Below are 13,975 nucleotides of genomic sequence, written 5' to 3' on the forward strand. Positions count from 1 at the left end.
CCCATGCCCCTCAGATAGCGGCGAGACTAGCGTGTATGGATTGCAGTGTTGCGACAGGGTCGGCGCTTTGGGTAATCGGTCGGCCTATCACCAGATAGTCGGCACCGGCCTCCAAGGCTGCCTCGGGTGTCATTACCCGACTCTGGTCCCCGGCAGCACTGCCCAAAGGGCGGATACCGGGCGTCACCAGCTTGAAATCGCTACCGCATAACTTCTTCAACACAAAAGCTTCCTGGGCAGAGCAGACCACCCCGTCCAGGTCACATTCCAGCGCCAGGCGCGCCAGCAGGGGCACCTGCACGGCGGGTTCGGGCATACCCATCTCCGCCAGGTCCGCACCATCCATGCTGGTCAGCACCGTCACCGCAATCAGCAACGGGCGATTAGGCTCGCCATCGAGCGCATCACGGGCGGCCAGCATCATCTTGCGGCCGCCCGAGGCATGCACGTTCACCATCCAGACGCCCAGCCTGGCAGCCACCTTGACGGCCTGGGCGACGGTATTGGGGATATCGTGGAATTTCAGGTCCAGGAAAACCTCATAGCCGCGGCCCACCAGCTGTTCCACCAGCGCAGGGCCGGCTGCGGTGAACAGCTCCTTGCCCACCTTGAGCCGGCAGAGCGCAGGATTCACCTTGTCGGCAAAGGCCAGCGCGGCAGCGGCATCATGGAAATCCAGGGCAACAATGATCTTGGGATCGTGAACGGTCATGGCGGGTTCTCAATGGTAAAGGGATGGCACGATCAGGAACGGGTCTGGCCACGGGCCGGCAGGAAGCGCTCCCAGTCATTGCAGGCAGGGCAGCGCCAGAAATACTGGCGCGCCTTGAAGCCGCAGGAGGCACAGTGGTACATGCTAAGCCCACGCGTCGACTCCTGGGTCAGCCGCAGCATGGTATCGAGTTCGGCCTGCCGCTCTGGTGGCGCAGCCTTGGCCTGGGCCTCCAACAGCTTGAGCAAACCCGTCATATTGGGATTGCGCCGCAATTCCTCGCGCAGCCATTCATAGGCGGCCGGCTCCGATTCCTGGGCGGCAATGCGCTCCACGACCACATCAAGCATATCCAGCTCGGGATAGGTAGAGAGAAAGCCCTTGAGCAAGGCCGTGCCCTCTTCAGGCTTGGCCAGCTTGTCATAGGCATCCAGCAACTTGCGTGCGGCAAAGGGCAGGAAGCGATGATCCTGCGACTCTATCTTGAGCCAGGCGTCGATGGCAGCTTCATACTGCCCCTCGTTAGCTGCCAGCTCGCCCAACAACAGATTGGCCCGCACACACTTGCGATGCTCGGCAAGGGCCTGCTGCAGAAACTGCCTGGCCTCCTGCGGCTGTGACCGTGTCATGGCCGCCGTGGCCAGCTCGCAATAGAACTCGGCGATTTCGTGCTGGTAGGTGTGGCTGGTATCGCGCAACTGTTGCGCGGTCTCAATCGCCTTGTGCCACTCTTTCTCCTGCTGATAAATATCCAGCAGGTGGCGCCGGGCCGCACGGGCAAACTCGGTGTCATCGAGCTTGCCAAACAGCTCCTCTGCCCGGTCGAACAGACCAGCCTTCATGAAATCCAGCGCCAGCTCAAAGGTGGCAGACTGCTTTTCGAAGAGCTTGAGTTCAGGCCGAGCCAGCAGCTTCTGGTGCATCCGTATGGCGCGCTCGATTTCACCTTTCTTGCGAAACAGATGGCCCAGGGCAAACTGCAGCTCTATGGTCTCGCTATGGTTACGTGCCAGATCAACAAACACATCGACGGCCTTGTCGGTGCGCTCGTTCAGCAAATGATTGAGGCCCTCGAAGTATTGCCGGGGTAGCAATTTTGAGTCGGACAGAATATGCCGTATGTCAACGCGTGCAGCCAGCCAGCCCAGGCCGAAACACAACGGGAAAAGAATCAGCCACCAGGCTTCGAATTCCACAGGTAATTCCTTTGTTATTGTTTTGCTCAGATCACTGCATCCAGCGGCACCGACGGCTCTACCCGGTCTACCGGCTCCGTCACTGCGGATACACCGCTCTCTTTGTGCTGCTTGAGCTGCTGTAGTTCACGCTTGAGCCGCGCCACCTGCAGCAACATGGCCAGCACACCTGCCAAGGCACCCAGCACAAAGGCGCCAAACAGCACCAGCGCCAGCGGCGCTTGCCACTGCATGTCCAGCAGGCCATGCAGGGTCACCATGGCCATATTCTTGATGGCAAAGGCAAACAGGAACAAAAACAGGGCAATCTTGATGAACCAGGCGAGATAGCGCACGGGCAGCTCCATGGAATAGACCCTCATTTTAGCCGAGGTCGCCAGGGAATCGGGCATGCCATCTGTTTTACTTGGTTCGGCGCCTGTTATGGGCTCGCGCTATGGCTGGTTGGCGACGCTGGCACAAACACCAGCAAGACCCTGGCGCAGAACGCTAGCAGAGCCAGAATCAGCGGGCTCCACCTGCTTGCCCCGCCTCGAAGGCGCGTGCATACACTTCCGCTTTTCAATGGCGTCAGCGCCTGGCCAGCTCTCTGCCAGGCTTGGGCCTGCACAAAAGAAAAACGCGACGTCTTGCGACGTCGCGTTTTCTTACTGGATGCAAGTCCGATGGAACAACCAGGCTTTATGCCTCCTGGCCGTCCACTCGCTCGCGCAGCTCTTTACCGGCCTTGAAATGGGGCACGTACTTCTCCGGCACCGCGACTTTCGTCCCGGATTTCGGATTGCGCCCCACACGTGGCGGCCGGTAGTTCAGGTCAAAGCTGCCGAACCCCCGAATTTCGATACGTTGACCACTGGCCAGACTGCTGGCCATGGCATCAAGTATCGTCTTCACGGCCAGTTCGGCGTCCTTCGCCACGAGCTGCGGGTAACGCTCCGCCAGCTTGGCGATCAGCTCGGACTTGGTCATGGGGCTACCGGACGACATCGCCGATTACTCTTGGTTGCCCGAGAGCTTGGCCTTCAGCAGTGCACCCAGGCTGGTCGTGCCAGCATTGCCAGCCGATTCACCGGCCAGCTTGGTCATGGCGCTGGAGTCATCCGACTGATCCTTGGCCTTGATCGACAGGTTGATCGAGCGGTTCTTACGATCGACGTTGATGATCATGGCTTCGACTTCGTCGCCTTCCTTCAGCACGGTACCGATGTTCTCAACGCGGTCGCGCGAGACTTCGGTTGCACGCAGGTAGCCTTCAACTTCTTCGGACAGGGCAACAACGGCACCCTTGGCGTCCAGCGACTTGACGATACCCTTGACGATAGCGCCCTTGTCGTTGGTCGACACGAAGTTGTTGAACGGATCGCCTTCCATTTGCTTGATGCCCATGGAGATGCGCTCGCGCTCGACGTCGATGGACAGCACGATGGCTTCCACTTCGTCGCCCTTCTTGTAGTTGCGAACAGCTTCTTCGCCTGGCAGGTTCCAGGACAGGTCGGACAGGTGAACCAGGCCATCGATGCCGCCTGGCAGACCAATGAACACACCGAAGTCGGTAATCGACTTGATGGCGCCCTTGATCTTGTCGCCCTTCTTGTAGGAAGCCTGGAAATCGTCCCAGGGGTTGGCCATGCACTGCTTCATGCCCAGGCTGATACGACGACGGTCTTCGTCGATCTCCAGAATCATCACTTCGACTTCATCGCCCAGTTGGACGACCTTGGTCGGGTGGATGTTCTTGTTGGTCCAGTCCATTTCGGACACGTGGACCAGACCTTCGATACCTTGTTCGATTTCAACGAAGGCGCCGTAGTCGGTGATGTTGGTAACCTTACCGAACAGGCGGGTGCTCTGCGGGTAGCGACGAGCCAGGCCCACCCACGGATCTTCGCCGAGCTGCTTGAGGCCCAGGGAAACGCGGTTCTTCTCTTGGTCGAACTTGAGCACCTTGGCGGTAACTTCGTCACCGACGGTGAGCACTTCGCTCGGGTGCTTGACACGGCGCCAGGCCAGATCGGTGATGTGCAGCAGGCCATCGATACCGCCCAGGTCCACGAACGCACCGTAGTCGGTGATGTTCTTGACGATACCCTTGACGGTAGCGCCTTCGGACAGGGTGGACAGCAGCTTTTCGCGCTCTTCGCCCATGGTCTCTTCCAGCACGGCACGGCGCGACACAACCACGTTGTTGCGCTTGCGGTCCAGCTTGATAACCTTGAACTCGATGTCCTTGCCTTCGAAAGGCGTGGTGTCCTTGATCGGACGGATGTCGACCAGCGAACCCGGCAGGAAGGCGCGGATGCCGTTGATCATGACGGTCAGACCGCCCTTGACCTTGCCCGAGATCAGACCGGTCTTGATGACGCCTTGCTCCAGCGCTTCTTCCAGGTCTATCCAGGCGGCCAGGCGCTTGGCCTTGTCGCGCGACAGCTTGGTCTCGCCGAAACCGTTTTCAACGCTGTCGATGGCAACTTGCACGAAGTCGCCAACCTTGACGTCAACCACGCCTTGGTCGTTCTTGAATTCATTGATGTCGATCAGCGACTCGGACTTCAGGCCGGCGTTGACGATCACCACCTTGTCTTCGACGGCAACCACTTCAGCAGTGATTACTTCGCCGGTGCGCATCTCTTGGCGCGCCAGGCTTTCCTCGAAGAGGGCGGCAAAACTTTCCATGGAAGAAACTTCGGTAGTCATTTCAGATTTATCCAGATAGCCCACGTGTGCTGCCTGTGGGGTCAAGTTGTGAAACGCCGGACTTGCCTTGCGCAAGTTCCGGCACCTTTGCTGCCGCAGCGACCTGGTATCGCTACGACAGTTTGCCCGTGTATTCGGGCGAAACCGCCTGCCACCAATCAAGCACAGCCTTGACGGCCTGCTCTATGGATAATTGCGTCGTATCCAGCAAATGCGCATCAGGCAATTGCTGCAACGGCGCTACGCTGCGGGCGCGATCGCGCGCATCCCGCTGCTCTATGTCCTGCAAAATCCGCAAGATGTTAACCGATTCCCCTTTTGCAATCAACTGCTTATAGCGTCGACTGGCGCGCTCTTCCGCACTGGCGGTCAAAAACACCTTCAATGAGGCCTCGGGAAACACCGCTGAACCCATATCCCGTCCGTCGGCTACCAAGCCTGGCGCACGGGCAAAGTCACGTTGCCGCTGCAGCAAGGCCGCCCGTACCGAGGGCAATACCGCCACCTTGGAGGCCGCCTCACCCACGGCCTCGGCGCGTATCAACTCCGTGGCATCCTCGCCATCCAGCAAGATCATGCCCTCCAGAAAACTCACATCCAGTGCCGCAGCGACCGCGGTTACTTGCTGGGCATCATCCAGTTGCAGGCCTCGCTGCAATACCGCCAGGGCGGTGAGCCTATACAGCGCACCACTGTCCAGGTAGTGCCAACCCAATGCCGCCGCCACGCGCGCGGCAACCGTACCCTTGCCCGAAGCAGATGGGCCATCGATGGCAATGACAGGGATAGGGTGCATGTCGGGTCTTTCGGATTGATTGGAATACGTTGCTGGACGCGCGCCACTTGGCGCGGTGGCGGATTTTCTATGTGCAGGCCCGGCTTGTCGAGCCTATAGAGCCTGTTCACGATTTTTTAACCTGGGGCGAAAAATCGCGAACAGGCTCCTACTGCGGCACCTCAGTCACATAGGGTAAAAATATATTCGCCATGGCATCCCGCTTTCACCACTGACTTATCCACAAGCACCTATTCTTGTTATGACAGGCAAGAAACCAAGGGCTACCACGGCCTATCGGCGGGCTAATATTCCAATGTCATGAAACCAGCAGCATCAATGCTATGCGGGCATATCAGCAGGTTCGAATAGTCTTGTTGTGCGCAGCAGGCAAGCCTGTTCCAATGCGTGCCTGAATCAACATTGCATACTAGGGCAAGAAGGGTTGGGGCATGAGCAAGATACTGGTCACTGGCGGCGCAGGCTTCATCGGCTCACATACGGTTGAGAACCTGCTCTTGCGGGGCCATGCAGTACGCGTACTGGACGATCTCAGTACCGGCCGGCCCGACAACCTGCCAGACCACCCCCAGCTGGAACTTCAGATAGGCGATATCCGCAACCCCCAGGCAGTCAAGCATGCCATGCAGGGCGTTGATCGCGTCCTGCATCTGGCAGCGCAAGTCTCGGTACAAGCTTCGGTGGATGCACCGCCTACCTCGGCCGAACGCAACCTCACTGGCTTCATCAATGTGCTGGATGCCGCACGCCAGGCTGGCGTCCAACGCTTTGTCTATGCTTCCTCGGCGGCTGTCTATGGTCAACCCATCACGCTACCGCTCAGCGAGCACTCGGCGGTCCACCCCGCCTCGCCCTATGGCCTCGAAAAACTGGTCAATGATCAGTATGCCAAGCTCTACGCCGAACTCTACGGCATGTCCTGCCTGGGCTTGCGCTACTTCAATGTGTTTGGCCCGCGCCAGGACCCGCGCTCGCCTTACGCTGGCGTGCTGTCCAAGTTCAAGGAGCGGATCGAGCAGCAAGCCACCCTGCTGGTCTTTGGCGATGGCGAGCAAACCCGCGACTTCATCTATGTCGGCGATGTAGCCGAGGCCAACCGGCGTGCCCTGTTCGCCGATCAGACCGGGGTATTGAATGTGGCCACAGGCCAAAGCCGAACCCTCAACCAGGTCATCGCCAGCTTCGGGCAGGTCGTCGGTAAGCAGCTCGATGTCAGCCATCAGCCCGCACGTACAGGCGACATTGTTCACTCTGCCGCGCTCAACAGCGCCTTGCTGGCTGCACTCGGGCATTTTGATTTCGTTACCCTGGAACAAGGCCTGGCCAAGCTACTGGCCGGCTAAGCGACCTATGCTGCAGAAAATCTGCCGTACCCTGATCGCTGCGCTGATGGCCTGCCTGGCCACCGCTAGCAGCAAGCCTGCTGTCGCTTTCTTCTATGGCGCTCAGCCCCCCTTGAATGAGCTGCGCGCCTTCGACTGGGTGGTGCTCGAGCCTGACCACTTCACGGCCGCGCCGGCAGCCAGCGCCGAAACCGACTGGTTCGCCTATGTCAGCGTCGGCGAAGTGGAGGCGCGCCGCAGCTATGCTGGCAAGATACCCGCTGCCTGGCTCCCCAGCAGCAACCCCGCTTGGGGTGGCAAGATCATTGACCAGAGCCAGCCCGAGTGGCCTGCCTTTTTTGTCGAGCAGATCATCACCCCCTTGTGGCAGCGGGGTTGGCGGCACTTCTTTCTCGACACCCTGGATTCCTGGCAACTGCTGGCCAGCACCCCGGCGGAGCAGGCTGCCCAGCAGGCCGGCCTGATACGTACGCTCAAGGCACTGAAAACCAGGTATCCGGAAGCCAAGCTGCTGTTCAATCGCGGTTTCGAGGTTCTGCCGGAAGTACACGGGCTTGCAGCCGGTGTGGCATTTGAATCGCTGGAAGCCCGCTGGCAGCCAAGCAACCGCCAATACAGCCAGGTGCCGGAATCCGACCGCGCCTGGTTGCTGCAACAGATCAAGCCCATACAGGAGCAATGGAAGCTGCCCGTCATTGCCATCGACTACGTACCTGCAGGCGATAGGAAACAGGCCCGCGAAGTGGCTGCCCGCATCCGCGCACGCGGGCTTATTCCCTGGGTAGCCACGCCTGAACTCGACATACTGGGCGTGGGCCTGGTTGAAGTGCAGCCACGGCGTGTAATGGTGCTGTACGACAGCTCCCAGTACGGCAACCTGATGGAGTCCGACCATGTTCGTTTTCTCGCCACCCCGCTCAACTATCTGGGACTGGTGCCCGAATATGTGGATGTGCAGCAGCCCCTGCCCGGCATCGCCCTGGCAGGACGCTATGCTGGCATAGTCAGCTGGCTGAATGGCGACTTGCCCAGTCGTGCCAGTGATCTCAAGCGCCTGTTTGATCGCGCCCGCAACGAAGGCGTGCCGCTGGCCATCCTGTCGCGGTTTGGGTTTAACGACCCAGGCTGGATGGCGCAGCGTGGCATCAGCGTGCGAGATGGCAATGCCACGGAAGCCGTGCGTATCACCAAGCAGCACGCTGCTGTCGGCTTTGAGCACAAACCCTACCCCCAGCGCGACAACTTCGAGCCCATGAAGCTGAACGAGGGCGAGGCCTGGCTTAGCCTGGCAAGCGGCGAGCTACAGCAAGACCCGGTAGGCATCACGCCCTGGGGTGGCTATGCACTTGGTCCTTATGTCGTGGAATTGGCGCCGGGCGATGAAACCGACACCTATTGGGTGATACAGCCGCTGGAATTCCTGAAGGCAGCCTTGCAGCTGCCGGCCATGCCCATCGCTGATACCACCACCGAGAATGGCCGGCGGCTATGGCTGACCCATATTGATGGCGATGGCTTTCCCAGCCTGGCCGAGATACCGGGTTCGCCCACCGCAGCCGAAGTCATGCGGCGCGACTTCATTGAGCGCTATCGGGTGCCTCACACCGTGTCGGTCATCGAAGGCGAAACCTCCCCCAATGGACTGTGGAGCAACATGGCCAAGTCGCTGGAAACGACTTCGCGCGCCATTTTTGCGCTACCCCATGTGGAAGTCGCCAGCCATACCTATAGCCATCCCTTCTTCTGGCAGGCACTAACCGGCAAACGCAAGGTGGAAGGCAGCCTGTATGGTTTGAACCTGCAGCTGAAGAACTACAAATTCAGCGTGGACCGTGAGATTTCCGGCTCAGCCGCCTATATCAACAGCCGACTGGCGCCGGCAGGCAAGCAGGTCAAGGTATTGCTGTGGAGTGGTGACTGCGACCCTGATGGTGAGACCGTTGCCGCGACTTACAAGGCTGGCCTGCGCAATATGAATGCAGGCGATACCACCATCACACGTGCCCACCCGTCCTGGACCCGTATCTCGTCGCTAGGGCTGGATAAGGGTGGCGGTAATTTCCAGATTTTCGCGCCCAACCAGAACGAAAACATCTACACCAACGATTGGAAAGGGCCCTACTGGGGTTTCCGTCGGGTGATAGAAACCTTTGAATTGACTGACAAGCCCTATCGCTTCAAGCCCATCAATATTTACTATCACACCTACTCTGCCAGCCGTAAAGCCAGCATAGAAGCCCTGCACCAGGTCTATCGCTATGCCCTGAGCCAGGAAACCCTGCCGCTCTATGCATCGGCCTATATAGACCGCGTCATCGGCTTCAATCAGGTTGTGGTGGCCAAGACCGACAGCGGCTGGCGCGTACGCAACCAAGGGGCGCTGCGTACCGTACGGCTGCCCGAGAGCGCCGTACCCGATTTCGCCGCCAGCCAGGGCATCGCTGGCTGGCGCCAGCAGCCACAGGGCCGTTACCTGCACCTAAGCAGCCAGCATTCTGCAGATATCGTGGTAGCAGCCGAAACGGGCAAACGCCCCTATCTGATCGAAGCCAACGCCCACCTTACTGCCTGGCAGCCACGCGCCGATGGCGTGCGTTTCAAACTGGACGGCGGCGTGCCCCTGCAATGGAGCCTTGCCCATGACACGAACTGCACCCTGAGCCAGGCAGGACGCCCTATCAAGCCCCTGAGCCGCACTGCCGCTGGCACCCAATACAAACTGGCCGAACAGGTTGCCGATCTTGATCTTGCCTGCAGTCCCTAAGGTATTCCCCGCCAACAGTCTCATCCGGAGCGTGCTGTGAATAAAGCAGACACCCCGGCCGGGCTATTGGATGAGCGCAAGCAGCTGCCACGGCAGCGGCTGTTTCCGCCTTCCACCGTGCTTGCCCTGGCAGCCGGTGCCACCGCAGCACTGGCGCTGATCTTCCCCAAGGGACGAGAGCTATCCGAGATCGCGGCGCAAGCACGTACCGATGCCCTCTCCCTGCAATACCTGCGCAATCTGGTACGCGCCAGCCCTCGTGACATCGAGCTGCAGTTGGTCCTGGCTGAGCAAGAGATGGTGCTGGGCAACTTCAGTGTGGCGCGCAGCATAGCGGAGAGCCTTCGTGAGCGTCATGATGCGGAATGGCAGCAGCGCATTGACCTGTTGCTGCTCAAGGTAGCCCAGCGTGACCGTGCACTGGGACGACATACCGTCTCGCGCTACCGCGCGCTGGAACGCGAAATCCAGACACTGGTTATCCGCCTGATCGAGCACGGCCCAATAGATCGCCAGTTGCTGGAGGCACTTAAACCCGAACTGATGCGCCCACTCACCGGCGGGGGCTTGCTGTACAAATTGCAGCAACACCTTGCCCGGCAAAATCAGCTTCGTGCCGACGAACTCGAAGAGTTCGCCGCGCTCTCGCTCAGCCAGGGCAACTACCGCGCGGCCTCTGGCTTCCGCATGCTGGCGCTCAAGCGTAGCGGCTCTCAGACAGAACGTCGTCGCCTGTTCCTGGCGGCCGTGCGCGATCTGCAAAGCGGTGGGCTGTATGACCGTGCGGGCGAGCTACTGGCAGAACCGCCGACCAACCTGGGCGAGCAAGGCAGCTACTGGGCCGAACTGGCCAAAATCAGTCTGTCCGTTGGCAAGCCTGCGCTGGCAGAGCGCTATATGAAGCGTGCGCTAAAGATGGCCATGCAGGAATACCTGCAGCAGTACCGGGGTTCCCTAGCCGGGCTGGGCGAGCCCGCCTACCCGGGCAGCTTCATGCTGGTCGCCAATACCGCCGCAACCGAGCCCTTGTTTCCCCCACTTAATGGCAAGCCACCGGCCCTCCCCTTCGACGAAGACCTGTACCGGCTTGGCTATGATGTTTTTCTGGCCAATCGTAACGTCAATGATGCCTATTTGCTTGCCCAGGCAGCCGTCCGCGCCCGGCCCGAGGACATGGCTTGGCGCCGCCGGCTGGCGCAGGTGGCCCGCTGGGTCAGCCGGCCGGACGAAGCCCTGGAGCACTGGCTGGCTGCTGCCAGGCTGGGCGATGCCGCCGCCTGGGCGCAAGTGGAGGAATTGACCCCCCTGACCCAGGACGAAGATCTGCGTGTCGCCGCCCTGCAGGCCATGATCAAGGGCGGTCGCGGTACCGAGCTGAGGCTGGAGGAGCTGATCAACTCCTACGATGCCCAAGGTAAGCCGGAATCGGCCATTGCCTTTCTCGACCAGCTCTATCGTGAAAAGCGCGAGGCGCGTTACTTGCTCAGATTGGCCGACTTCCAGCAGCATATTGGCGACCGTACTGCCGAGGCCGCCACCCTGCAGCGGCTGGTAGCCGATCAAGGCATGACACCAGCGCTGGCCTTGCGTCTGGCCAAGACCCAGATTGCCCTGCGCCAGATGGAACAGGCGTTTGCCACCCTCCGCGATAGCGACAAGCAAGGCGCCAGCGATGCCTATTGGCAACTGTTTGCCGAATTGGCCAACCTGCTTCAGAAAGAAGACGACGCCCGCGCCGCTTACAAGCGACTTATCGCCGCAGAGAAACCCAGCCAACGCGATCTGGCTGCCTACTACTACCTCACCTGGCGGCAAGATCCAGCCGAAGCCGCACGAGCGGCGGAACTAGCTTGGCGGCACTACAACGATGCCCAGTTGTTCATGGCCCTGCTCAATCTGGAAGCTGCCGCGCTACGCTGGCAGACCCTGGCCCAGCGGTTAGATGCCATGACGCCGGCTCAGCGCCAGCTGTTCAGCCAGAACGCCCAGTTCTATGCCTTGTCGGCCCAGGCCAGACTGCAGAATGGCCAGCCCGAGAGTGCCTTGCTCAATAGCAAGATTGCCCTGAGCCTCGCCCCTGGCGACAATGACATACGTAGCGGCCTGATCTGGCTATTGCTGGACATGCGCCAGTACGACGAACTGCAGGGCTACGCCCATGCTTGGCGCAATGAGGCCATGCGAGGTGGCGCCATGGCGCAGGCGGTGGGGAGCGCCTTCCTGCAACTGGGCCAACCTAGGATTGCCCGCGCAATCTTCCGTGCAGAGCTGCAGCGCATGCGTCGCAACCGAACCGAACCCAGCCGCAACTGGTTGGAAACCTATGCCGATGCACAGGAGCAATCCGGCTATCCCCAACTTTCCCGCGCCATCCATCGCTACCTGTGGCAGCAACTGCTGCAAGAGGCGCGCAAGCACCCTAATCGCTTTGTCCAGGTGCCGCAGAACCTGATCGACGCCGCACGCCTGGCACTGAGCGAAACCACCGGCGATCGCCAGACGCCCTTTCTGCAACTGCTGCTGGCCGCCCCCAGTAACCAGCAGGGCGATACCCTGGCGCGTGCTGAAATTCTGGCCAGCTGGCTCAACAGCCGCGACCAGCCGCTGTCAGCACGTTACTTCCTGCTGCGCCGCAAGGCACAAAAGCTGGCCACACCCGATTACCTGCGTCTCAATACCGCGCTGGCCAACGAAGACACCGCCGAGCTCGCACGCCTACTGGGTCGCGGTGGCGTACCGGGCGGCGAAGGTGGTGCAGGTGCCGCCATGCCCATCTACGACCGCATCTACGGCGCCCGCATGCTGGATGATCACGGCCGTGAGCTGGGCTGGGCTGCCGAGGGCCTGCGTTACCGTGACCGCGACCCCATCCTGCACCAGTTGTTGACCGAGGCCTACTTCCCCGATGCCCATCAGGTGGCTGGCGGCATAGAAGCGAGCGAACGGGGTGTACTGCATACCGTGTCCTGGATAGGCAAGACGCAGTTGGCGCTCAACCGCCACCACAGCCTTTCCACCCTGAGCGAAGACCGTAAGCAGCAAGTGCAGGACGGTACGCTGATCAATATACCGCCACATGATCGCAGCGCTAGCCTGGGTTGGCGCTACCAAGGTGAAAAACTGGATCTCGCCATCGAAGGCGGACGGCGCTATGGCTTCGATACCTTCTATACCGGCAAGCTGGAGACCGGCTGGCAGGTCGATGGCCATCTGGGCCTTCGTGCCGGGGCGCACTATGGCCAAGCCACCAGTGATGCCGCAACCCTGATCGTGGCAGGCAAGCGTGATGGTGGCAGCTTGGGACTGGACTGGAAGATAGGCCGGCGCGAGTACCTGCGGCTGGATTACGGCGATTGGCGCTACCGCGCCCAGCGGGGCGAGTACTTCGGCTCCGGCAAGGTGCTGGAAGCCGAGCTGGGCCATCGCTTCAGGCTGGATGAGCCCGACATCAACCTACGGCTCACCGCCAGCCGTGGGCGCTACAAGGCAGACGGCGAAGTTCCCCTGCGCTATCTCTACCTGCTGCCAGGTGCGGTGACCGATTTCAGCGAGACCGGCGATCCTCGCCCCTATCTCGCCTCCTTCATGCCGCAATCCAACACCCAGTATGGCGTAGCCTTCGGCTACAACGAGACTGGCCGCGAGCCCTATCGGCAGGCGTGGGCGCCCCATGCCACCCTTGCCTTATCACACAACACGGTCTCGGGCAGCGGCTACGATGTGCGTATAGGCATGGGCGGCAGCCTGTTCGGTGCACTGCCGGGCGGGGTAGACAGGCTGCGGTTCGAGTTGGTGCAGGCCAGCGGCACCCGTAGCCAACCCAATGAGCAAACCCGCAGTGTGGTGGTCAGCTGGCAATACTGGTTCGACAAACTGCCACGCTGAGACAATAGATCAAGCGACCCAACGGCCTAGAAGCGATGAGGAAACAAACATGAAACGCACCGTACAAACCCTGCTCACCCTGGCAGCCACCGTATGGCTGGGTGCTTGCGCCACGCTGGACAGCAGTCGGGCACCGCAATGGCAGCCCGATGCCAAATGGGCGCTGTTGCCCATGGCCAACCACAGCGATACGCCCCAAGCCGGCTTGGCTGCCGAATCCATCGTGTTCGCCTTGATGCAGGCACAGGGCTTGCAGCAAGTGGCACGCTACCCGGCCGAACTTAATCCCGAAGCGCTGTTTGAAACCGCAGACCGCAAGAGCCAGACGGCCGCGCTGGATTGGGCCAAGCAGGCCGGCGTGCGTTACGCGGTGCAGGGTAGCGTGGAAGAATGGCGGTACAAGGTCGGTGTCGATGGCGAGCCCGCCGTCGGTGTGAGCCTCAACATCATCGATGTCACCAGCGGCAACGTGGTGTGGAGCGGCGTGGCCGGCAAGAGCGGCTGGAGCCGCTCCTCCATTGCCGTCACCGCCCAGAAGCTGATCGACGATCTGCTTGACGACGCCGACCTGCCTAGCCGCTGACC

10 protein-coding genes are annotated in these 13,975 nt (G+C 60.7%); 4 read left to right on the plus strand and 6 right to left on the minus strand.

Annotated elements, in window-relative coordinates; translation table 11 throughout:
* Positions 1-10: 10 nt before the first annotated feature.
* The 6 genes from pyrF to cmk all read right to left on the minus strand — a co-directional run bounded on the left by pyrF (position 11) and on the right by cmk (position 5,398).
* Positions 11-712, minus strand: a complete 702-nt coding sequence (gene pyrF / locus QQK16_RS12765; protein WP_284196852.1) for an orotidine-5'-phosphate decarboxylase — start codon at positions 710-712, stop codon at positions 11-13.
* Between the two features lie 32 nt (positions 713-744).
* Positions 745-1,908, minus strand: coding sequence for a lipopolysaccharide assembly protein LapB (gene lapB, locus QQK16_RS12770; RefSeq protein WP_284196853.1), 1,164 nt, complete (start codon positions 1,906-1,908; stop codon positions 745-747).
* Between the two features lie 26 nt (positions 1,909-1,934).
* Positions 1,935-2,300 (minus strand): LapA family protein, encoded by a 366-nt coding sequence (locus QQK16_RS12775; RefSeq protein WP_284196854.1) that lies wholly within the window; start codon positions 2,298-2,300, stop codon positions 1,935-1,937.
* A 289-nt stretch (positions 2,301-2,589) separates the two neighbouring features.
* Positions 2,590-2,877 (minus strand): integration host factor subunit beta, encoded by a 288-nt coding sequence (locus tag QQK16_RS12780; protein WP_284196855.1) that lies wholly within the window; start codon positions 2,875-2,877, stop codon positions 2,590-2,592.
* A 24-nt stretch (positions 2,878-2,901) separates the two neighbouring features.
* On the minus strand, positions 2,902-4,602 hold the full coding sequence (gene rpsA / locus QQK16_RS12785) for a 30S ribosomal protein S1 (protein WP_284196856.1): 1,701 nt from the start codon (positions 4,600-4,602) through the stop codon (positions 2,902-2,904).
* Positions 4,603-4,714: 112 nt separating this feature from the next.
* Entirely contained in the window at positions 4,715-5,398 is a 684-nt protein-coding gene (gene cmk / locus QQK16_RS12790; RefSeq protein WP_284196857.1) for a (d)CMP kinase, read from the minus strand.
* A 431-nt stretch (positions 5,399-5,829) separates the two neighbouring features.
* Here cmk and QQK16_RS12795 point away from each other — a divergent pair, with 431 nt between their 5' ends.
* Genes QQK16_RS12795 through QQK16_RS12810 form a run of 4 tightly spaced genes read left to right on the plus strand, consistent with a single transcriptional unit; the run spans position 5,830 to position 13,973 of the window.
* The gene (locus QQK16_RS12795) at positions 5,830-6,741 is read left to right on the plus strand and encodes an NAD-dependent epimerase/dehydratase family protein (RefSeq protein WP_284196858.1); all 912 of its coding nucleotides are present in this window, start codon (positions 5,830-5,832) and stop codon (positions 6,739-6,741) included.
* A 7-nt stretch (positions 6,742-6,748) separates the two neighbouring features.
* Positions 6,749-9,505 (plus strand): bifunctional glycoside hydrolase 114/ polysaccharide deacetylase family protein, encoded by a 2,757-nt coding sequence (locus QQK16_RS12800; RefSeq protein WP_284196859.1) that lies wholly within the window; start codon positions 6,749-6,751, stop codon positions 9,503-9,505.
* A gap of 36 nt (positions 9,506-9,541) precedes the next feature.
* Positions 9,542-13,390, plus strand: a complete 3,849-nt coding sequence (locus tag QQK16_RS12805) for a tetratricopeptide repeat protein (protein WP_284196860.1) — start codon at positions 9,542-9,544, stop codon at positions 13,388-13,390.
* A 49-nt stretch (positions 13,391-13,439) separates the two neighbouring features.
* A complete protein-coding gene (locus QQK16_RS12810; RefSeq protein WP_284196861.1) occupies positions 13,440-13,973 on the plus strand; it encodes a penicillin-binding protein activator LpoB in 534 nt (177 codons plus the stop codon).
* Positions 13,974-13,975 lie beyond the last annotated feature (2 nt).

This window comes from Chitinimonas prasina, assembly GCF_030160395.1.
Lineage (GTDB): Bacteria > Pseudomonadota > Gammaproteobacteria > Burkholderiales > Chitinimonadaceae > Chitinimonas > Chitinimonas prasina.